This window comes from Halomonas sp. SL1, assembly GCF_003030865.2.
GTDB classification, from domain to species: Bacteria; Pseudomonadota; Gammaproteobacteria; order Pseudomonadales; family Halomonadaceae; genus Halomonas; species Halomonas halophila.
This window is the reverse complement of record NZ_PYUQ02000016.1, coordinates 1-20,177: the sequence shown is the minus strand read 5'-3', so window position 1 is coordinate 20,177 and position 20,177 is coordinate 1. Positions and strand designations below refer to the sequence as shown.

Genomic DNA, 20,177 nt, shown 5'->3' with positions numbered 1-20,177 from the left:
AAATTAATTACTTTATTGCATATAAAATCTTATTTGATCGAGATATTGGAATATGTGCGCCGCGACTTCTCCGACCGTCACGCCGGATCTACGGCTTCCTCCCGCGGCGTCCGAGCTGGCACCGGGCCGCGTCAGCCTGGTTGGTGCCGGTCCCGGCGACCCGGAGCTGTTGACCGTCAAGGCGCTGCGCCGCCTGCAGGCCGCGGATATCATCCTGCACGACAGGCTGGTCAGCGACGAGATCCTGGCCCTGGCCAACCCCGAGGCGCAGCGCCTTTACGTCGGCAAGGCGCGCTCCGACCATAGCGTGCCCCAGGAGGGCATCAACCAGGCGCTGGTCGACTGGGCGAAGTCGGGCAAGCGCGTCGTGCGCGTCAAGGGGGGGGACCCCTTCATTTTCGGCCGCGGCGGCGAGGAGCTCGAGACCCTGGTGGCCGCCGGGGTCGAGGTGGAGGTGGTGCCGGGCATCACCGCGGCCTCCGGCTGCGCCGCCTATGCCGGCATTCCGCTGACCCATCGCGATCATGCCCAGTCGGTGCGCTTCATCACCGGGCACCTGCGCAACGGCAGCTGCGACCTGGACTGGCCGGCGCTGGCCAGTCCCGGCCAGACCCTGGTGTTCTACATGGGGCTCGGCAGTCTCGAGATCATCAGCGAGCGGCTGCGCGCCCACGGCCTGGCAGCCGACACGCCGCTGGCGCTGATCGAACAGGGCACCACGGCGCGTCAGCGGGTCCACGTGGCGAGCCTGGGGGATTTGCCGTCGGTCGACGAGTTGGCTAATATCCGACCTCCAACGCTTATCATCGTCGGTACGGTGGTGACATTGCATGACGCGCTGGCCTGGTTCGACAGCGAACGAGCCGCCAGCCTGGGTTGGCTGCAGGGAAAGCACCCGACACCGTCCGATGCGTCTGACGGCGCCTGATCGCGGGAGGTCGATCGGCGACCCTGTCGTTACGAGGTGACAGATGGGAATTTCCGGCAAGGCGGGCCTGGCCCGCCCCAGAGGCTTTCGCCGTCTGGTGCAAGTCGGCCTGGTGGCCTGGATGCTCGGCGCCGCCGGCGCGAGCCTGGCCCACGAGGACCAGCAGGGGGCGTCGATTCAGAAAGGGGTGGCGTCCTACTACAGCGACTACTTTCAGGGCCGTACCACGGCCAGCGGCGACGCCTTCGACCAGCGTGAACTCACCGCGGCCCACCGTACCCTGCCGTTCGGTACCAAGGTGCTGGTGACCCGGCCCGATAACGGACGACAGGTCGAGGTGATGATCAACGACCGAGGCCCCTTCGTTTCCGGCCGGGTGATCGACCTCTCCAAGAGCGCCGCTCGCGCGCTCGGCATGCTCCATCGCGGAACGGCCCGGGTCCAGCTCAGTCTGGCCGACTGAGCCCTTCCTCCTGCGGCTTCTCCTCTGCGCCCGACGCCGTGCCACCCGCTAGGGCGGTGTGGCGTTCGCGCGCGTGAACTCCCGTTTCCAGCGTTCCAGCAGCGCCTGGCGCTTGAGGTCGTCCAGCGTCGCCAGCAGCTCCGGCCCCAGCGATACCGGGCGCAGTGCCTCGCCGTGTGTCGCCTGCAGGGCCGTGACCGTGCCCGGTCCGTTCAGGGCCGGGTGCATGGCGCCGAGAGGCGTCGCCTCGGCGATCACTCGCTGGCCCGACTCGCCGAGCAGGAAATTCATGAAACGGCGCGCATTGTCCGGATGCGGCGACTGGTGAGAGATCAGTGCCAGGCGCTGGGTGACCAGCGCATAGTCGTCGGGCACCACCACCTCCAGCGCCGGATGGGCATCGGCCACCGCCTGGGCGTAGCTGCCCAGCAGGTTGTAGCCGAGCCAGTAGCGGCCCTCGTCGAGGCCCTCGAGCATCTCGCCGGTGGTGGTCGCCAGCGCCGTCTGCGTGGCACCGAAGGCGGCCACCAGATCCCAGTAGCGCGGCGTGAGCCGCGATTCCTGAATGGCATAGGCGTAGCCGGCGCCGCTGTGCTCCGGGTCGTAGGTGACCACGCGTCCGCGCATGGCGTCGGGATGACGCTCGAGCAGGGCGAGCAGCTCGGCGTGGCTGTCCGGGCGGCCGAAGCGCTCGATGAGCTCGCGGCGCACCACCATCACGATCGGTTCGAAGGTGAAGGCGAACAGCTCGTGCCGCCAGCGCGCCCAGGCAGGCCAGGCCTCGGCCTCCGGCGAGGCCAGCGAGCGGGCATGGCCGTCGTTGGCCAGCCGGTACTGCCAGGGCATGGCCGAGGACATCAATACGTCGACCTCGTCGGGATGCTCGAGGAAACGCCGGTGCAGGCCTAGGGTATCGAGGTTGCGATAGGTCAGCGCGATGTCCGGATGGCGGGCATGGAAGGCCTCGAACAGCGTGCGGGCGTAGACCAGGTCCAGGGCACCGTGGACCACCAGCTCGCCCGAGGTGCCATCGTTCGTCGGCGTGGCGGGGTAGTGCAGGCGCTCGTCGGCGACGGCGAGCGGGGCCAGGCACAGCAGCGACCACAGTCCTATCAGCACGAGCCAGCGATGGCGCATCAGGTGGTCTCCTCCGGAAAGTGCAGGCCGACCCGCAGCCCCTGGCCGTCCAGGCCGTCATCGAGCCGCAGTCGGGCGCCGTGGGTGCGCGCGATGCCGTCGACGATGGCAAGCCCCAGCCCGGAGCCGTCGGGCTCGTCGCTGCCGCGATGGAAGGGTCGCAGCATCAGCAGGCGCTGGTCGGCGGGGATGCCGGGGCCGTCGTCCTCGACCTCGAGGACGGGCGGCGCGGCGGTGACCCGCACGGTGATGTGCGTCGCCCCGTAGCGGCGCGCGTTGTCGATCAGATTGGCCAGCGCTTCCTCGAGCTGCCAGTCGAGCCCGGCGACCGTCGCCGAGGTCTCCGAGGCTTCCAGGCCCAGGTCGATGCCGTCGCGATGACAGGCGCTCCAGTGGCGTCGCACGGCGTGTCGGGCCAGGTCGTCGAGGGCCACCGGTGCCAGCTCGGGATGGTACTCGGGGTTGTCGAGGCGGGTCAGCGACAGCAGCTGGACGGCCAGGTGCGAGGTGCGGGCGCTGGTCGCCTGCATGGCCTCGAGTGCCTCTCGCCAGCGCTGCGGGTCGTCCTGGCGCAGGGCCAGCTCGGCCCGGGCCGAGAGGCCGGCGAGGGGCGTGCGCAGCTGGTGCGAGGCGTCGCCGATGAAGCGCTCCTGGTTGGCTTTCACCCGGCGCATCCGCGCCAGCAGTTCGTTGAGCGTCTCGCGAAGTTCGGCCAGTTCGCGCGGCAGCGGTAGTGCCAGGGGCGTCAGGGTGCGCGGGTCGCGGGCGCGTATGGCGTGGCGCAGGCGGCTCAGCGGGGTCAGGGCGCCGCGGATGGCCAGCACCACGACCGCCGCAGCGAGCCCCGCCATGCCCAGGATGTAGGCCAGGTTGGTGCGCAGCAGCTCAGCCGCGAGGCGTTCGCGGCCCTCTCGGGTGTGAGCGACGCGTACCTCGAAACGCTCGCGGGTCTGCCAGTCCTCCAGGCGGGCGCGTCGCACGCCCTGGCGCAGTTCGAGGTCGTGCCAGACCAGGTCGCGGAAGTGCAGCGTGCCGGCCTTCTCATCGTCGCGGCGGGGCGGGCCGGGGAGGTCGGCGTTGCCGGTGACGAAGCGTCCCTCGGCGTCGTAGAGGGCGTAGAAGACGCGCTCCTCGGCATCGGTGGCGAGCATCTCGAGTGCCGCGGGAGGCAGGTCGAGCCACAGCCGCTCGTCCTGCCACTGGACCTGCTCGGCGATGGCCAGGGTGGCGGCCTCGAGCAGTCGATCGAAGGCGCGATCGGCGGTCTGACGCGCCTCGATCCAGGCCTGCAGCACCATCAGCGCGCCCAGTGCCATCAGCGGCAGCAGCAGCCAGGTCAGCAGCCGGCGATACAGGCTGTCGCGCCGCGTCACACCGCCTCCAGCAGGTACCCCAGGCCGCGCACGGTGCGCAAGGCGACGGCGCTGCCGGCTAGGCGCTTGCGCAGGCGGTGCACGTAGACCTCGATGGCGTTGTCGCCCATGGTCTCGCCCTGGAAGGCTTCCTCGGCGAGCCGGGCCTTGTCGACGGGCTCGCCGGCGTGGCGCATCAGGCAGGCCAGCAGGCGCTGCTCGCGCGGCGGCAGCGACAGCGTCTCGCCGTCGAGGGCGAAGCGCTGGGCCGGGGCGTCGAAGGCCAGCGGCCCGACCTGGAGTGTCTGGCCGCGTTCGCGGCGGCGGAGCAGGGCACGCACCCGGGCCTCGAGTTCGTCCAGGGCGAAGGGCTTGGCCAGGTAGTCGTCGGCGCCGAGATCGAGGCCGCGTACCCGGTCTTCCACCGCGCCCCTGGCGGTGAGGATCAGCACCGGGGTGTCGGCGTCGTGTCGGCGCAGGGTCTCGAGCACCTCGAGCCCGCCGCAGCCGGGCAGGTTGAGGTCCAGCAGCACCAGCGACAGGCCGTGGTCGGCGCCGTCCAGGCGCTGCCGGGCGGCCTCGCCGTCGGCCAGGTGCTCGATGCCATGACCCTCCAGCGACAGGGCGTCCACCAGTGTCTCCGCCAGCAGCCGGTCGTCTTCCACCAGCAGCATCATGTGTTTTTCTCCCTGTCGCCGGCCAGGCGCCTGGCCAGCGCGTCGCGGGCCCGTGTCAGGGCCTCGTGGGCGGTCTCCGGGGCCAGGCGGCCGGCGGGCCCGGACAGCGACAGCCACAGCGGCTCCCCGGGTGCGTCGGCCAGCGCCAGGCAGGTCATGGTGCCGCCGGGCAGGGCGGGGCGCGGATCCGTATCCCGTTCGGTCGGCCAGCGGCTGCCGGGGCGCAGATCGTGGCGCAGCGGCGTGGCGGGCAGGGCGGCCAGCCGGCACTCCACCTCGCCGGGATGCAGCGCCAGCAGGGCCGCGGTTTCACCGGTCTCGGCGGCCAGGCGATCGAGCCAGGGCTGGACGCGCACGGCCAGCTGCTGCGAAGGCGCGTGGCGGCGGGCCAGGCGCATGGGGCTGCCGCCGAGTCGCCAGCGGCCGTCCTCGCCGCGCTGCACGTAGTCGAAGCGGGCCAGCGATCCGAGCAGGCGCAGCAGGGTGCTCTTGTAGAAGCCGGTGGCCTCGGCCAGTTCGGCCAGGGCGAACGCCTCCTGGGAAGAATCGAAGACCTCGAGCACGGTCAGCGCGCGCTCCACGGCCTCGACGCGGTCCTGGGCCATCTCGGCTCCTTTCGGTATCTCGGTGACGGACATTCGGCGCCCTGCAACTTTGGTCGCAATTCGACGCCACGGCATTGACCCCCATGGCGTGGGCGGCCTAATTTTCCGCTCAAGGGAACGTTGTTCTGCCTTACAGAATTGTAAGGCAGGTGTCAGCGCCCGGCAAGCCCGACCCGATCCGCCAACGAAAATCATAGAGGGGACAACAACAATGTCCGTGAGAACGCCGCTCAAGTTCGTCGCCGTCGCCGCCTTCACCGTCAGCGCCGGTTCCGCCATGGCCTTCGAACCCCAGGGCAAGGTCGAGTGCATCGCCCCCGCCGATCCGGGGGGCGGCTGGGACTTCACCTGCCGCAGTGTCGGCAACGTCATGGAGCAGCTGGACCTGGTGCCGGCCAACGTGCAGACCATCAATATGGCCGGCGCCGGCGGCGGTGTGGCCTACGCCCATACCGTCAGCAAGCGTGCCGGCGACGAGCAGCTGCTGGTGGCCGCCTCCACCGCCACCACTACCCGCCTGGCCCAGGGGCAGTTCCCGGGCATGACCGCCGACATGGTCAACTGGGTGGGCGCGCTGGGCGCCGACTATGGCGTGATCGCCGTGGCTGATGATTCCGAGTACGACGATCTGCCCGAGCTGATGGAGGCGCTCAAGGAAAACCCGCGCAGCGTCAAGTTCGCCGGCGGCAGCGCCAAGGGCGGCTGGGACCACCTCAAGGTGCTGATCGCCGCCCAGGAAGCCGGCGTCGAGAACCTGCCGCGCATTCCCTACCTGTCGTACAACAACGGTGGTGAAGCCATGACCCAGGTGGTCGGTGGCCACGTCGACGCCTTCACCGGCGACATCACCGAGGCTCAGGGCTTCATGGAGTCCGGTGACCTGCGAGTGCTGGCCGTGCTCGCCGAGGAGCGCCTGCCGGGCGAGTACAGCGACATCCCCACTGCCCGCGAGCAGGGCATCGACGCCATCGGCCCGAACTGGCGCGGCTTCTACATGCCGGCCGACGTCTCCGACGAGGCCAAGCAGTACTGGATGGATGCCATGGACACCATCTACGAGAGCCAGGAGTGGAAGGATGTCATGACCAGCAATGGCCTGATGCCGTTCCACATGAGCGCCGGTGAGTTCGAGCAGTTCGTGACCGACCAGATCGCCGACATCAATCAACTCTCCAAAGATATCGGGCTGATCCAGTAATGACCTTCAACGACCGCATCTTCGGGGTCCTGTTGATCGCCCTGGCCGTCGCGTACGGCTGGGGCGCCAGCCAGTTTCCCGAGCCGTTCGGCGGGGCCGAGGGCGTCGGCCCCGAGACCTTCCCGCTGCTGCTGTCCGCGGTGCTGGCGCTGTCCAGCCTCTATCTGATCGTGCGCCCCGACCCGGATAACGCCTGGCCGTGGAGCCGCACCGGCATCGAGCTGGTGATCGCGGTGGTGGTGCTGATCGCCTACACCGCGCTGCTGCAGCCGCTTGGCTTCATCCTCAGTACCCTGCTGGCCGTGGGCACGCTGTGCTGGCGCATGGGCGCCTCTCCGGTCCGGGCCTACGTCACCGGCGGCGTGGCCGGGGTGGTGGTGTTCCTGGTGTTCAACTTTGCCCTCGATCTGGCGCTGCCGCTGGGGCCGCTGTCCCTCCTGGAGGTGAGCTGATGGAAACGCTGGGTTATCTGATCGACGGCTTCGGCGTCGCCCTGGCGCCGCATAACCTGATGTTCGCCCTGCTGGGGGCCTTCCTCGGCACCCTGATCGGGGCGCTGCCGGGCCTCGGGCCGGCCAATGGCGTGGCGATCCTGATTCCGCTGGCCTTCTCCCTGGGCCTGGCGCCGGAAACCGCGCTGATCATGCTCACCTCGGTCTATGCCGGGGCCATGTACGGCGGGCGCATCTCCTCGATTCTGCTCAACATTCCCGGCGACGAGCCGGCGATGATGACCTGCCTTGACGGCTATCCGATGGCCAGGAAGGGCAAGGCTGCCGAGGCGCTGGCGATCTCCGCCGTGGCCTCCTTCATGGGCAGCCTGATCGCCACCGTGGGCCTGATCCTGCTGGCGCCGCTGCTGGCCAGGTTTGCCCTGACCTTCGGCCCGGCCGAGTATTTCGCGCTGTTCCTGCTGGCCTTCGCCACCCTGGGCGGCATTACCGGCAAGAACCCGATGAAGACCGTGGTAGCGGCCTGCCTGGGCCTGATGATCTCCACCATGGGCATCGACAGCACCGGCGTGCAGCGCTACACCTTCGGCGTGCTGGAGCTCTACGAGGGCGTCGACTTCATCATCGCCATCGTCGGCCTGTTTGCCATCTCCGAGCTGCTGTTCTTCATCGAGGACAAGGCCGGCGGCGGCAAGGAAAAGATGACCGTCAACAAGCTGTCGCTGAAGTGGGCCGACATCCGCGGCATCATGCCGTCGAGCATGCGCGGCGGGATCCTCGGCTTCATCGCCGGTGTGCTTCCCGGTGCGGGGGCTTCCCTGGGCAGCTTCATCGGCTACACCCTCGAGAAGAAGGTGGTCGGCAGCAAGGGCTACTTCGGTGAGGGCGACCCGCGCGGCGTGGCCGGCCCCGAGGCCGGCAACAACGGCGCCTCCAGCGGTGCCCTGGTGCCTATGCTGACCCTCGGCGTGCCGGGCAGCGGCACCACCGCGGTGCTGCTGGCGCTGCTGATCTCGCTGAACATCACCCCGGGACCGCTGATGTTCACCCAGAACGCCGATATCGTCTGGGGTGTGATCGCGGCGCTGTTGATCGGCAACTTCCTGCTGCTGGTGCTGAACATTCCGCTGGTGGGCATCTTCGTCCGGCTGCTGTCGGTGCCGCCGAAGTACCTGCTGCCGGTCGTCACCATGGTGGCGTTCGTGGGCATCTACTCGATCAGCAACAGCGCCTTCGACCTCTACTTCATGGTGGCCTTCGGCGTGGCCGGCTATGTCTTCCGCAAGCTGGAGATCCCGCTGGTGCCGATCATCCTCGGCCTGCTGCTGGGGCCGGAGATGGAGAAGAACCTGCGTCACGCCATGGACATCGCCGACGGCGACTGGACCATCCTGTGGGACAGCGGCCTGGCCATCGGCCTGTGGGTGTTCGCCGGCCTCGGCCTGATCCTGCCCTACATCGTCGGCCCGCTGCTGCGCCGTCGCATGAAAGCGGCCACCGGCACCGGAGGCCCGGAGGGCGACTGATGGCGTTAGCCTGAACGCGTCCGCGACCTGACGGGGGCGTCGGCAGCCGGCCGGCGCCCCCGTTGCGTATCGGGCGGGAAGGCACGGCGGTGCGAATGGCCAGGGCCGATGCCGGCTGCGACCCGTGTCCACACCCGTCGCGACACGCCGATCAAGACCGTCGATCCCTTGCCGATAGAAGGGTCACGGGGTCGGACGCGCCATGTCGGCAGCAGGCAGATGCTATATGCTCTGTCGAGCAGGATGCCTTTGCGGCTGACGTGCCCGGAGAGGGCATCGTCAGTCCCGTCGATGTCGACGATGTCCGGCAGGGGCCAGGCGTGATCCTTCTTGCTTACAGTGCCGCCAGGCCGAGCCAGCAACGTACCAGGGACCGTGCCGATGAAACGAGAGCTTCCGTGGCTGGAGGCGCAGCAGGACATCCACGAGCGGATCGCTCGGCAGCAGCCGCTGCACGACACTCTGTCGGCCATCGCCCGTTGGGTGGAGCTGGTGCTGCCCGGCGCCACTGCGGCCTTCATGCGTCACGAGCCGTCGTCGGACACCCTCGGCCTCGAGGTCGGCGAGGGGCTGTCCGACGCGTACGCGCGTCGCTGCTGGTCGGTGCCGTTGAATGCCGAGGCGGCGTCTTTCGCTGCTGCGGCCCGTGAGGGGCGCTTCATCGTCTCGGATGACATCGCCCTCGACCCGCGCTGGGTGCGTCTGCGCGCGGCGGCCCTGGACGAGGGCGTGCGGGCCTGCTGGTCGATGCCGGTGGTCAGCCCCGACGATACGCTGCTGGGGGTGCTCGACGCCTATTTCCCCACGCCCAGGGAGCCCACCCAGGTCGCCGAGCGGCGCCTGCGCCAGGCGGCCGCGCTGATCTCGCTGGCCCTGATACGTGACCGCGATGGTCGGGAACACAAGGCGCTGTCCCGCTGGCATCACGCGCTGTTCGACAACCATCCGCACGGGGCTTACGCCTTCGATCTGGAGGGACGTTTCCAGCGCGTCAATCCCGCCGTCGAGCGCATCACCGGCCACTCGCCGGAGGCGATGCTGGGGATGCATTTCTGTCGTTTCGTCGAGCCTGCCTGGCGGGCCTCGGCCCAGGCCAACTTCGACCGGGCCCGGGCCGGCGAGACGCTGACCTACGAGATTCGCATCGTCCACGCGTCGGGGCGTTCCTGCCGACTGGAGGTAAGCAAGTTCCCGGTGATCATCGATGGCGAGATCGTCAGCGTCTATGGCGTCTGCCGTGACGTCACCCAAGAGCGGCGACAGACCGACGAGCTGCGCCTGCTCAAGCGCGGCATCGATGCCAGCCCGGCCGGTATGCTGATGATCGAGGCGCGCTTCGATACGCCCATCGTGTTCAGCAATCCGGCCTTCGAGGCCATGACCGGCTATGCGCAGAATGAGGTGATGGGCCGCAGCTGGGAGCTGCTTCAGGGGCCCGAGACCGAAACGGAGGCCGTCGAGGCCATGCACATGGCGATACGCCAGCGTCGCGGTATCGAGGTCACGCTGCGTCACTACCGCAAGGACGGCTCGACGTTCTGGAACCACCTGATCATCAGCCCGGTCTTCGATGCCGGCGGCGACTGCACGCATTTCATCGGCAGCCTGCGGGATGTCACCCTGGAAAAGGAGCAGGAGGCGCTGATCGCCTATCAGGCCACCCATGACCTGACGACCGGCCTGCCCAACCACGGCGACTTCGTCGATCGCCTGGGTGAGGCCCTGAGTCAACCCGCGTTTCTGGCGGTGATGATCCTCAACATGGACGGCTTCAAGAGCATCAACGAGGGGCTGGGGCGCCCCTTGGGCAACCAGGTGCTGATGCGCGTGGCCCAGCGCCTCAGGCGGCTGGTGGGCGAAGGGCAGGTCGTGGCCCGCCTGATGGGCGACGAGTTCGGGGTGATGTTGACCGGGCTCGACGGTGGAGACTCGGTCGCCGAGCTGGCCGAGCGCACCCTCGAGACGTTGGCGCTGCCCATCGAAGCCGACGGGCAGCGTCTTCATGTCAGTGCCAGCATCGGTATCGCCGACAACGAGGGCGGCGCCTCGCAGCCCCATGAGCTGCTGCAGCACGCGGATTCGGCGCTGGAGCGGGCCAAGCGCCAGGGTCGCAATACCTGGCAGTGGTATCGCGGCCGCGAGGTGGCGGGCTCCCGGGACAGCGTGCTGCTGCGCCATGACCTGCACGCCGCCCTGCAGGACGAGCAGTTCGAACTGCACTATCAGCCGCTGGTAGAGGCCCCCAGCGGGCGCATCTGCGGGGTCGAGGCCCTGGTGCGTTGGCGTCATCCCGAGCGCGGCATGGTCTCGCCAGGCGACTTCATCCCGTTGGCCGAGCAGACCGGCCAGATCATCCCGCTGGGCCGCTGGGTGCTGCGCCGTGCCTGCCGCGAACTGGCGGGGTTCAATGCCGGTTGCGAACGCCCGCTGTCGCTGGCCGTGAACATCTCGTCGCTACAGTTCCACCGCGACGGCTTCTTCGATGAGGTCTGCCGAGTGCTGGACGAGACCGGGTTGCCTCCCGGGCAGCTGGAGCTGGAGGTCACCGAGAGCGTCTTCCTCGACGGTGCCTCTCAGGTGGTCGATGTGATGAATCGTCTCAAGGCCATCGGCGTGCGGGTGGCCATCGACGACTTCGGTACCGGTTTCTCCAGCCTCAGCTACCTCTGTGACCTGCCGACGCACAAGGTGAAGCTCGATCGCAGCTTCATCGCGAGGACGCTCACCGAACGCCGCAGTGCGGCCATCGTGCAGGGCGTGATCACCATGGCGCACCACATGGACATGGTGGTGGTCGCCGAGGGCATCGAGACTGCAGCACAGTGGCAGGACATGCTGCGCCGCCGCTGCGATCTGCTCCAGGGCTTTTACTTCGCCCGCCCGATGCCGCTCACCGCGTTAGGAAATCTGCCCGATCATCTGGCCGTCGACTCGCCGATTCCTTTGACATGATGCTACCGACCTCGCTCGGGGCGCGCCTGGTCATCGCCACGGTCGTGCCCCTTCTGCTCGTCACGGCGGCGCTGGCGCCGATCTTCGTCGCCCAGCTCCAGACGCGTCTCGACGGCGCTCGGGATGCCGCGGCCACGCGGCTCGACGCCGAGTACGAGACCCTGCTTCACGACATGAACGAGAGTTTCAACCAGGTGCTGGCCGTAGCCGAGCTGCCGTTGCTGCGACGCCACCTGCGCGATGTCCATGACGGCGTGGCGATCTATCGCCAGATCTCCACCCAGACGAACCTGGCACAGCTGTCGGCGCTGCTCGATACCCTGACGACCCATTTCGGTCGCTACAGTCGCCTCGTCCTGATCGGTGTCGAGGGCGAGGAGCTGATGTCGGCCGGCACTCGCCCGTTGCCCCATCCGACCGGCGTCGACCACGCCCATGCCGACTACTTTCGCGAGGCCATGCGACAGCCGGCGCGGAATCTCTACGTATCGCCACCGCGGGTCGGGCTCAGCCGTGCTGGCGCCGAGGCGGGCACCACGGCGGTGATCGACATCGCCACGCCGGTGTTCGGCGCCGACGGCCACCGTCTCGGCGTGCTGCTGTTCACCCTGGACTGGCACTATCTCACGGCACGGCTGCCTCATGTCGTCGGCGAAGAAGCGGGAGTGCGGGCGATCATGGCCGATGCCCGCGGCCGCTGGCTGCTGCCCGACGTGGAAGACGGCATCCAGTTCGGAGGACTGCTGGAGGAGCGCTATCCCGCCTTCTGGCAGGACCTCGAGACGCGCAGCCAGGGCGAGATGCTGCTCGACGAGGATCTGCTGCGCTTCCGCACCCATGATATCCGCACCCACCACTATCGCAGCCAGGCGGGCATGATCATGACCTCGCCGGACACCCAGCCCTGGAGACTCGGCATCCTGGTGCCCCGGCCGACGCTTTCGGCGCTGCTGCTGGGCAATCCGTGGCAGCTGCTGGTGATCGTGCTGACCTATCTGCTGGCGGTGGCCGTGGGCGTGCTGTGGGTGCTCAGCCTGCAGCGTCAGCATCAACTGCGTCGCCAGGCCATGGCCTTTTCCCGCGAAGCGCAGCGCCTGGCCGGGGAGGCCCGTCAGTACGCCGACGAGGTGCAGGATCTCTACGAGCACGCGCCCTGCGGCTATCACTCCCTGGACGCCGATGGCCGCATCGTCAGGATCAACCGCACCGAGCTCGGCTGGTTGGGGCTGCGGGCCGACGAGGTCATCGGTCGTCGTCTGTATCGCGATTTCGTCAGCCCGGAGACCCGGAGCGCCTTCCAGGCGGCCTTTCGCCGCGTGCTGGGCGAAGAGGGCGAAAGCAGCGCCGAGTGCGAGCTGTTGCGTGCCGACGGCACGACGCTGCCGGTAGCGATCCAGGCGACTGCCCAGGTCACCGCGGAGGGCTTCCAGTACACCCGGGCCACGGTCTTCGATCTTCGCGAGCGCAAGGACCTGGAGGCTCGCCTGGAGCAGCAGGCCATGACCGATCCCCTGACCGGCCTGGGCAATCGCCGCTATCTGATGGAGCAGGCCGCCCTGGAGATGGCAAGGGCGCGCCGCCGCGGAATGCCGCTGAGCCTGGTGGCCATCGACCTGGATCATTTCAAGCGCATCAACGACGTTCACGGTCACGACGTGGGCGATCGGGTGCTCCAGGCCTTCGCCGAGACAGTGCGCGAGCAGCTGCGAGAGGGCGACGTGCTGTGCCGCATGGGCGGCGAGGAGTTCGTGGCCCTGCTCTGCGATACCGATGCCGATCAGGCCATGGTAGTGGCCGAGCGGCTGAGGCAGGCGGTGGCGGCGACGCCGGTGGGGACCTCGACGAGGATCGACGACGCCTCGTCCGGGGCATCGTGGCTGTCCTATTCTGCCTCGCTGGGCGTGGCGCGGATCGATCCGGCCGAGGACTCGCTGATGCCGGCCATCAAGCGCGCCGACCAGGCGCTCTATGCGGCCAAGCAGGCGGGGCGCGATCGCGTGCATGCCCAGTTCGAGCCGGCCGGGGACTGATGCGGCACCAAAGTGGCGCGTAAGCGGCGCACCCCTTGCACCAGAAGGGCACTTTCGGCGGAGTTGGGCACTCAAGGGGATTCTTTAAGTTATTGAAAAATAATGTTTATCCCGGTTGATCCAGAATGTGGCGTAGCTCTTGCAGAGTGGGGGTAGGGCATGGTGCACCGTGGTGTGTCAGCGCCCTCCATAACAACGCCAATGCAACGTCTGGATCGACAAGGAGATCACCATGAGTTCCCATTCGCCCACCGTGCCCAAGCGCCTGTTCGTCGCCAGCCTGCTGAGCCTGGCCGTCTCGGCACCGGCCCTGGCGCAGGAAGATCCCATCAAGGTCGGCATCCTGCACTCGCTCTCCGGCACCATGGCCATCAGCGAGTCGACCCTCAAGGACACCATGCTGATGCTGATCGAGCAGCAGAACGAGCAGGGCGGCCTGCTCGGCCGCGAGCTCGAGCCGGTGGTGGTCGACCCGGCCTCCGACTGGCCGCTGTTCGCCGAGAAGGCGCGCCAGCTGCTGGCCCAGGACGAGGTCGACGTGATCTTCGGCAACTGGACATCGGTGTCGCGGAAGTCGGTGCTGCCGGTGGTCGAGGAGCTCGACGGCCTGCTGTTCTACCCGGTCCAGTACGAGGGTGAAGAGTCCTCCGAGAACGTCTTCTACACCGGGGCCGCGCCCAACCAGCAGGCGATCCCGGCGGTCGATTACCTGATGAACGACGTCGGCGTGGAGCGCTGGGTGCTGGCCGGCACCGACTATGTCTATCCGCGCACCACCAACAAGATTCTCGAGGCCTATCTCAAGGATCATGGCGTCGCCGACGACGACATCATGGTCAACTACACCCCCTTCGGGCATTCCGACTGGCAGAACATCGTCTCCGACATCAAGGGCTTCGGCAGCCAGGGCAAGAAGACCGCGGTGGTCTCGACCATCAACGGCGACGCCAACGTGCCGTTCTACCGTGAGCTCGGCAACCAGGGCATCGATGCCGCGGACATCCCGGTGGTGGCCTTCTCGGTGGGCGAGCAGGAGCTCTCCGGCATCGACACCGCGCCGCTGGTCGGCCACCTGGCGGCCTGGAACTACTTCATGAGCGTCGATACCGACACCAACTACGACTTCATCGACAGCTGGATCGACTACAACGGCGACGAGATGGCGGTCACCAACGACCCCATGGAGGCCCACTACATCGGCTTCAACATGTGGAGCGAGGCCGTGCGCAAGGCCGGCACCACCGAGGTCGACGCGGTCAAGGACGCCATCATCGGCGTGTCCGTGCCCAACCTGACCGGTGGCTATGCCACCATGATGCCCAATCACCACATCACCAAGCCGGTGCTGATCGGCGAGATCCAGGACAACGGCCAGTTCTCCATCGTCTGGGAGACGCCCTCCACCGTGGCCGGCGATGCCTGGTCCGACTACCTGCCGGGCTCGCGGGACCTGATCAGCGACTGGCGCGCGCCGATGCGCTGCGGCAACTACAACGTCGTCGAGGGACGCTGCGGCGGCGGTGCCGACACCGAGGTGGCTTCGGCCGAATAAGCAGCCGCTCCCCGGGCCGCGTCGCGGCCCGGGCCTTCCTTTCTCCCACTGACAGGACATGGTCATGAGGACGATTCGCTCCCTCGTGCAGGGGCTGCTGTGCCTGATCGTCGTCTCGCTCGCCGCGCCGACCGGCCTGGCCGCGGCCGACGACGGCCGGGCACTGCTCGAGGCCCTCGACACCGATTCCTACGCCGCCAAGGGCGAGGCCGTGACGGCCATCGCCGACAGCGGCCATCCGCAGAGCCGCGCCTGGCTCGAGGCGCTGCTCGACGGCAAGCTGCAGCGCCAGCAAGACGCCGGCCGCTTCGTGGTGGTGCTCGCCAATCGCGGCCGCCACTGGCCGGTGCGCGATGCGATCACCGACGAGGAACTCGGCGAGATGTCGCGTCGCGATCTGGATCGCATCGGCATCAACAATGCGCTGCGCGGCCAGCTGCAGAACACCCTGGCGCTGCTCGACCTGCGGGCTCCGGCGGTCTCGGCGCGCCGCGAGGCGGCCCGGGACCTGCTCGGCGAGGTGAGTCCGTCGATGGTCGAGCCGCTGAACGCCCTGGTAGAGGGCGAGGCCGACGACGAGGTGCGCCGGCTCTTGACCCAGGCCATCGCCATCCAGCGACTGGAGCAGGGCGACGTCGCGGCGGTGGAGGCGCTGTCCGGCAGCCTCAACCCCTCCGTGCGCTCGGCGCTCAGCGCCGCCTCTCGCAGCGACGATGCGGCCCTGGCCGAGGCCGCCACCGAGGCACTGGCCGGCATCGAGCAGAAACAGAAGCTGAACGACGGCATCCAGACGCTGTATTTCGGCCTGTCGCTCGGCTCGGTGCTGGTGCTGGCGGCGATCGGTCTGGCCATCACCTTCGGCGTGATGGGCGTGATCAACATGGCCCATGGCGAGCTGATCATGCTCGGCGCCTACACCACCTGGGGCATGCAGCAGCTGCTGCCGGGCCAGCCGGGGCTGGCGCTGGTGCTGTCGATTCCCGCGGGCTTCCTGGTCGCGGCGCTGGCCGGCATCGTCATCGAGCGCAGTGTCATCCAGTTCCTCAAGGGCCGGCCGCTGGAGACCCTGCTGGCCACCTTCGGCGTCAGCCTGATCCTCCAGCAGCTGGTGCGCACCCTGATCTCGCCGCTCAACCGCACGGTGGTCTCGCCGGAGTGGATGAGCGGCTCGCTGATGATCAACGAGGGCCTGTCGCTGACCCTCAACCGCCTGTTCGTGCTGGGCTTCGCGCTGCTGGTGTTCGCCGGGCTGATGCTGGTGATGCGCCGCACCCGGCTTGGCCTTGAGGTGCGCGCCGTGACCCAGAACCGTGCCATGGCGCGCTCGATGGGCATCCGCGCGACCCGGGTCGACATCCTGACCTTCGCCCTGGGCTCCGGCGTGGCGGGCCTGGCCGGCGTGGCGCTGTCCCAGCTCACCAACGTCGGGCCCAACCTCGGCCAGAACTACATCATCGATTCGTTCATGGTGGTGGTGTTCGGCGGCGTGGGGAACCTGTGGGGCACCCTGGTGGCCGGGCTGTCGCTTGGTGTCATCAACCAGGTGCTCGAGCCCTGGGCCGGCGCCGTGCTGGCCAAGATCCTGGTGCTCGTGTTCATCATCCTGTTCATTCAGAAACGCCCCCGCGGACTCTTTCCGCAGAAGGGCCGTGCGGCGGAGGGCTGATCCATGCTGGCTTCGAGATCCTGGCTGTCGCGGCCGTTCCGCGAGCGCTCGACGCAACTCTTTCTCGGCGTGCTGCTGGCCGCACTGGCGGTCGTCACGCTGCTCAACCTGATCGTGCCGGCGGGCCATCCGCTGCACGTCTCGACTTATACCGTGACCTTGCTCGGCAAGTACCTGAGTTTCGCGCTGCTGGCCGTGGCGCTGGACCTGGTGTGGGGCTATCTCGGCATCCTGAGCCTCGGCCACGGCGCCTTCTTCGCCCTGGGCGGCTACGCCATGGGCATGTACCTGATGCGGCAGATCGGGGATCGCGGGGTGTACGGTGATCCCGTATTACCGGACTTTATGGTGTTCCTCGACTGGGACAGTCTGCCCTGGTACTGGCACGGCTTCGACATGGCGTGGTTCGCCTTTGCGATGGTGCTGCTGGCGCCGGGGCTGCTGGCGCTGGTGTTCGGCTTCCTGGCGTTCCGTTCGCGGGTCACCGGGGTCTATCTGTCGATCATCACCCAGGCGCTGACCTTCGCCCTGATGTTGGCCTTCTTCCGCAACGAGATGGGCTTCGGCGGCAACAACGGCCTGACCGACTTCAAGGAACTGCTCGGCTTCGACCTGCGCAGCGACGCCACGCGACTGGGGCTGTTCCTGGCCTCGGGGCTGGCGCTGGCGCTGGGCTACGTGCTGTGCCGGGCCATCGTCGCCAGCAAGCTGGGCCGGGTCAGCGTGGCCTGCCGCGACGCCGAGGCGCGCACGCGCTTCCTCGGCTATCGCGTCGAGCGCGTGCAGCTGTTCGTGTTCGTGGTCTCGGCGATGCTCGCCGGCGTGGCCGGGGCGCTCTACGTGCCCCAGGTCGGCATCATCAACCCCGGCGAGTTCTCGCCCATCTTCTCCATCGAGGTGGTGCTGTGGGTGGCGCTTGGCGGCCGCGGCACGCTCTACGGCGCGGTGATCGGCGCGCTGGTGGTCAACTACGCCAAGACGGTGTTCACCGGCGTGATGCCCGATGCCTGGCTGTTCGCCCTCGGCGCGCTGTTCGTGGTGGTCACGGTGCTGCTGCCCAAGGGCGTGGCCGGCCTGCTGGAGATGCTGCGCCGCCGCCGCGATGACGGCGCCATCGAGACACCCGCGCAAGGAGCGAGCTCATGAACCTGATCAAGGAGATGGCCAGCCGCGATCGCGTCTTCGACTTCATGGCCCCGGCGCGATCGCCGGTGGACGTGCGCCACGGCCCGATCCTCTATCTGGAGGACGTCGGCGTCAGCTTCGACGGCTTCCGCGCCATCGACAATCTGAACCTGACCATCGACGACGGCGAGCTGCGGTGCATCATCGGCCCCAACGGCGCCGGCAAGACCACCATGATGGACATCATCACCGGCAAGACCCGGCCCGATCACGGCTCGGTGTGGTTCGGCAGCCGCCACGACCTGCTGACCATGAACGAGCCGCAGATCGCGAGCCTCGGCATCGGCCGCAAATTCCAGAAGCCGACCGTCTTCGAGGCGCTCAGCGTGTTCGAGAACCTCGAGCTCGCCATGGCCGCCGACAAGCGCATCTGGCCGACGCTCACCGCGAGGCTCTCCGGCGAGGCGCGGGACCGCATCGACGAGGTGCTGGTCACCATCGGCCTGACCGCGCATGCCGCTCGACCCGCCGGCATCCTCTCCCACGGCCAGAAGCAGTGGCTGGAGATCGGCATGCTGCTGATGCAGCGGCCGCGGCTGCTGCTGGTCGACGAGCCGGTGGCGGGGATGACCGAACAGGAAATGGAGCGTACCGCCGAACTGCTCACCGGCCTGGCCGGGAAGCAGTCGGTGGTGGTGGTCGAGCACGACATGGGCTTCGTGCGCTCGATTGCCCGCACCGTGACGGTGCTGCACCAGGGCAGCGTGCTGGCCGAGGGCAGCATGGATCAGGTGTCGAGCGACCCGAAGGTGGTCGAAGTCTATCTGGGCACGGAGGAGCACGCCTGATGCTGAGCATTAACGCACTCGATCAGTACTACGGCGAGAGCCACACCCTGTGGGGCGTCGACCTCGAGATCCCGGCCGGGCAGTGCACCTGCGTGATGGGCCGCAACGGGGTGGGCAAGACCACCCTGATGAAGGCGGTGATGGGCGAGGTCCCGGTGGCCTCGGGCAGTCTGTGCTACGCCGACGACGTGGAGCTGACGAAGAAACGCGTGGAGGATCGCTCGAGGCTCGGCATCGGCTACGTGCCCCAGGGCCGCCAGATCTTTCCGCTGCTGACCGTGGAGGAGAATCTGCGCACCGGCCTGGCGGCCCGCGGCGACGGCGCCAGGCGCATCCCCGAGCGCATCTACGAGCTGTTCCCGGTGCTCGCCGAGATGCGCCACCGGCGCGGCGGCGATCTCTCCGGCGGCCAGCAGCAGCAGCTGGCCATCGGCCGTGCCCTGGTGCTGGAGCCGAGGCTGCTGATCCTCGACGAGCCGGGGGAGGGCATCCAGCCCAATATCGTTGCCCAGATCGGCGAGGTGATCCGCCGGCTGATCCGCGAGGACGGCCTGACCGTGCTGCTGGTCGAGCAGAAGCTGCCCTTCGCCCGCAGGTATGCCGACCGCTTCGCGATCATGGATCGCGGGCGGCCGGTGGCCGAGGGGGCGATCGATGAGCTCGACGACGAACTGATCAGGACCCACCTGACGGTCTGACGCCTGTCGTCCGATGACTTGCGCCCGCCCGGCCCGGCCGAGGCGGGCGTCTTGCTTTATATCAGTGCAAGCGAAACTCTCTTGCTCGATAGCGGTGCGCGATCAGGGCCTGAAACGACTCGCCATGGTGCATAGAGTGGCTGTATGCCGTTTTGTATCCAAAATAAGGCATTGATTATAAATGATTTATTGGTGAATTCACCAGTTTGGTACGTCACTTGCTGCAGGTCTGCCATCAGCCACCTGACCGACAGGACCCGTCGATGACCGCCATTCCGCGTGCCCTACCGTCGCCCGCCGAGTCGGGCCACCGCTTCGACGGCGAGCGACGCTGGGCGGCGTCGCTGTCGCTGGCCTTCGATGCCCGCGACGATGGCCATACCCGCATGCTCAAGGCCCGCCATCAGGGCCCGTTGCGCGTGCAGCGCCCCTTCTATCCGGAGGCCCCCGACGAAGCGGGTCGGCCAGGCGCCTGCCACGTCTATCTGCTGCATCCGCCCGGCGGACTGGTCAGCGGCGACGAGCTCGCCATCGAGGCCCGGCTCGCGCCCGGGGCCCAGGCGCTGCTCACCACGCCGGCGGCCAACAAGCTCTACCGTGCCGACAGCCAGGGCGTGCGCTGGCATCAGCACACCCGGCTCGCCGTGGCCGAGGACGCGCTGCTGGAGTGGCTGCCCCAGGAGACCATTGCCTTCGACGGCTCGAAGGGCAGCCAGGTCACCGACATCGAGCTGGCCGGCGGGGCGCGCTGCCTGGGCTGGGAGGTGCTGGCCCTGGGCCGGCCGGCAAGCCGGCTGCCCTATGTCTCCGGCGTCATCGAGCAGCGTTTTCGCCTGACCCGCGAGGGGCGCCCGCTATGGTGCGAACGCCAGGTGCTGGATCCGACCCATCGTCGCTTCCGCGGCGCCTGGGGGCAGGGGGGCGCCAGGGTACAGGCGACGCTGTGGGCCTGTCTCTTATACACATCT

Annotated in this window: 17 protein-coding genes; 13 read left to right on the top strand and 4 right to left on the bottom strand. The window is 68.2% G+C overall.

Features of this window, described 5'->3' with window-relative positions; translation table 11 throughout:
* The first annotated feature begins 52 nt into the window (after window positions 1-52).
* Window positions 53-928 (top strand): uroporphyrinogen-III C-methyltransferase, encoded by an 876-nt coding sequence (gene cobA, locus C9J49_RS10265; protein WP_246124649.1) that lies wholly within the window; start codon window positions 53-55, stop codon window positions 926-928.
* A 43-nt stretch (window positions 929-971) separates the two neighbouring features.
* Complete coding sequence (locus C9J49_RS10260) at window positions 972-1,391, top strand: septal ring lytic transglycosylase RlpA family protein (RefSeq protein ID WP_082090962.1); 420 nt, start codon at window positions 972-974, stop codon at window positions 1,389-1,391.
* 48 nt (window positions 1,392-1,439) lie between these two features.
* Here C9J49_RS10260 and C9J49_RS10255 read toward each other — a convergent pair whose 3' ends face one another.
* From C9J49_RS10255 to C9J49_RS10240, 4 genes are read right to left on the bottom strand one after another with little or no spacing between them, the layout of a single operon-like run.
* Window positions 1,440-2,528: an ABC transporter substrate-binding protein gene (locus tag C9J49_RS10255; protein ID WP_107182026.1), complete on the bottom strand. Its 1,089-nt coding sequence runs from the start codon at window positions 2,526-2,528 to the stop codon at window positions 1,440-1,442.
* Window positions 2,528-3,901, bottom strand: a complete 1,374-nt coding sequence (locus C9J49_RS10250) for a sensor histidine kinase (protein WP_107182025.1) — start codon at window positions 3,899-3,901, stop codon at window positions 2,528-2,530. The genes C9J49_RS10255 and C9J49_RS10250 overlap by 1 nt, the downstream gene beginning before the upstream one ends.
* Window positions 3,898-4,557 (bottom strand): response regulator transcription factor, encoded by a 660-nt coding sequence (locus C9J49_RS10245; protein WP_035596006.1) that lies wholly within the window; start codon window positions 4,555-4,557, stop codon window positions 3,898-3,900. The genes C9J49_RS10250 and C9J49_RS10245 overlap by 4 nt, the downstream gene beginning before the upstream one ends.
* On the bottom strand, window positions 4,554-5,162 hold the full coding sequence (locus C9J49_RS10240) for a helix-turn-helix domain-containing protein (protein ID WP_107182024.1): 609 nt from the start codon (window positions 5,160-5,162) through the stop codon (window positions 4,554-4,556). The genes C9J49_RS10245 and C9J49_RS10240 overlap by 4 nt, the downstream gene beginning before the upstream one ends.
* Window positions 5,163-5,373: 211 nt before the next feature.
* Between C9J49_RS10240 and C9J49_RS10235 the strand changes: the two genes are divergently transcribed.
* The 11 genes from C9J49_RS10235 to C9J49_RS10185 form a co-directional block, all read left to right on the top strand.
* Window positions 5,374-6,360, top strand: coding sequence for a tripartite tricarboxylate transporter substrate binding protein (locus C9J49_RS10235; RefSeq protein WP_046080248.1), 987 nt, complete (start codon window positions 5,374-5,376; stop codon window positions 6,358-6,360).
* Window positions 6,360-6,812, top strand: a complete 453-nt coding sequence (locus tag C9J49_RS10230) for a tripartite tricarboxylate transporter TctB family protein (protein ID WP_035595999.1) — start codon at window positions 6,360-6,362, stop codon at window positions 6,810-6,812. Before C9J49_RS10235 ends, C9J49_RS10230 begins: the two co-directional genes overlap by 1 nt.
* On the top strand, window positions 6,812-8,338 hold the full coding sequence (locus C9J49_RS10225) for a tripartite tricarboxylate transporter permease (RefSeq protein ID WP_107182023.1): 1,527 nt from the start codon (window positions 6,812-6,814) through the stop codon (window positions 8,336-8,338). The genes C9J49_RS10230 and C9J49_RS10225 overlap by 1 nt, the downstream gene beginning before the upstream one ends.
* Before the next feature lie 381 nt (window positions 8,339-8,719).
* Window positions 8,720-11,290, top strand: coding sequence for an EAL domain-containing protein (locus C9J49_RS10220; protein ID WP_107182022.1), 2,571 nt, complete (start codon window positions 8,720-8,722; stop codon window positions 11,288-11,290).
* A complete protein-coding gene (locus C9J49_RS10215; protein ID WP_258393937.1) occupies window positions 11,287-13,320 on the top strand; it encodes a diguanylate cyclase in 2,034 nt (677 codons plus the stop codon). The genes C9J49_RS10220 and C9J49_RS10215 overlap by 4 nt, the downstream gene beginning before the upstream one ends.
* Before the next feature lie 232 nt (window positions 13,321-13,552).
* On the top strand, window positions 13,553-14,872 hold the full coding sequence (gene urtA, locus C9J49_RS10210) for an urea ABC transporter substrate-binding protein (protein ID WP_107182021.1): 1,320 nt from the start codon (window positions 13,553-13,555) through the stop codon (window positions 14,870-14,872).
* A gap of 64 nt (window positions 14,873-14,936) precedes the next feature.
* Window positions 14,937-16,538, top strand: a complete 1,602-nt coding sequence (urtB, locus tag C9J49_RS10205; protein ID WP_107182020.1) for an urea ABC transporter permease subunit UrtB — start codon at window positions 14,937-14,939, stop codon at window positions 16,536-16,538.
* A 3-nt stretch (window positions 16,539-16,541) separates the two neighbouring features.
* The gene (urtC, locus tag C9J49_RS10200; protein WP_107182019.1) at window positions 16,542-17,684 is read left to right on the top strand and encodes an urea ABC transporter permease subunit UrtC; all 1,143 of its coding nucleotides are present in this window, start codon (window positions 16,542-16,544) and stop codon (window positions 17,682-17,684) included.
* Window positions 17,681-18,511, top strand: coding sequence for an urea ABC transporter ATP-binding protein UrtD (gene urtD / locus C9J49_RS10195; protein ID WP_107182018.1), 831 nt, complete (start codon window positions 17,681-17,683; stop codon window positions 18,509-18,511). The genes urtC and urtD overlap by 4 nt, the downstream gene beginning before the upstream one ends.
* The gene (urtE, locus tag C9J49_RS10190; protein ID WP_107182017.1) at window positions 18,511-19,209 is read left to right on the top strand and encodes an urea ABC transporter ATP-binding subunit UrtE; all 699 of its coding nucleotides are present in this window, start codon (window positions 18,511-18,513) and stop codon (window positions 19,207-19,209) included. The genes urtD and urtE overlap by 1 nt, the downstream gene beginning before the upstream one ends.
* Before the next feature lie 263 nt (window positions 19,210-19,472).
* Window positions 19,473-20,177, top strand: a 705-nt coding sequence (locus tag C9J49_RS10185; protein ID WP_111382309.1) for an urease accessory protein UreD, incomplete at its 3' end; no start/stop codon positions are given.

Coding starts and splice junctions, on each gene's coding strand:
- cobA (WP_246124649.1), top strand. CDS start 53: ATGTGCGCCGCGACTTCTCCGACCGTCACGCCGGATCTACGGCTTCCT.
- C9J49_RS10260 (WP_082090962.1), top strand. CDS start 972: ATGGGAATTTCCGGCAAGGCGGGCCTGGCCCGCCCCAGAGGCTTTCGC.
- C9J49_RS10255 (WP_107182026.1), bottom strand. CDS start 2,528: ATGCGCCATCGCTGGCTCGTGCTGATAGGACTGTGGTCGCTGCTGTGC.
- C9J49_RS10245 (WP_035596006.1), bottom strand. CDS start 4,557: ATGATGCTGCTGGTGGAAGACGACCGGCTGCTGGCGGAGACACTGGTG.
- C9J49_RS10240 (WP_107182024.1), bottom strand. CDS start 5,162: ATGGCCCAGGACCGCGTCGAGGCCGTGGAGCGCGCGCTGACCGTGCTC.
- C9J49_RS10235 (WP_046080248.1), top strand. CDS start 5,374: ATGTCCGTGAGAACGCCGCTCAAGTTCGTCGCCGTCGCCGCCTTCACC.
- C9J49_RS10230 (WP_035595999.1), top strand. CDS start 6,360: ATGACCTTCAACGACCGCATCTTCGGGGTCCTGTTGATCGCCCTGGCC.
- C9J49_RS10225 (WP_107182023.1), top strand. CDS start 6,812: ATGGAAACGCTGGGTTATCTGATCGACGGCTTCGGCGTCGCCCTGGCG.
- C9J49_RS10220 (WP_107182022.1), top strand. CDS start 8,720: ATGAAACGAGAGCTTCCGTGGCTGGAGGCGCAGCAGGACATCCACGAG.
- C9J49_RS10215 (WP_258393937.1), top strand. CDS start 11,287: ATGATGCTACCGACCTCGCTCGGGGCGCGCCTGGTCATCGCCACGGTC.
- urtA (WP_107182021.1), top strand. CDS start 13,553: ATGAGTTCCCATTCGCCCACCGTGCCCAAGCGCCTGTTCGTCGCCAGC.
- urtB (WP_107182020.1), top strand. CDS start 14,937: ATGAGGACGATTCGCTCCCTCGTGCAGGGGCTGCTGTGCCTGATCGTC.
- urtC (WP_107182019.1), top strand. CDS start 16,542: ATGCTGGCTTCGAGATCCTGGCTGTCGCGGCCGTTCCGCGAGCGCTCG.
- urtD (WP_107182018.1), top strand. CDS start 17,681: ATGAACCTGATCAAGGAGATGGCCAGCCGCGATCGCGTCTTCGACTTC.
- urtE (WP_107182017.1), top strand. CDS start 18,511: ATGCTGAGCATTAACGCACTCGATCAGTACTACGGCGAGAGCCACACC.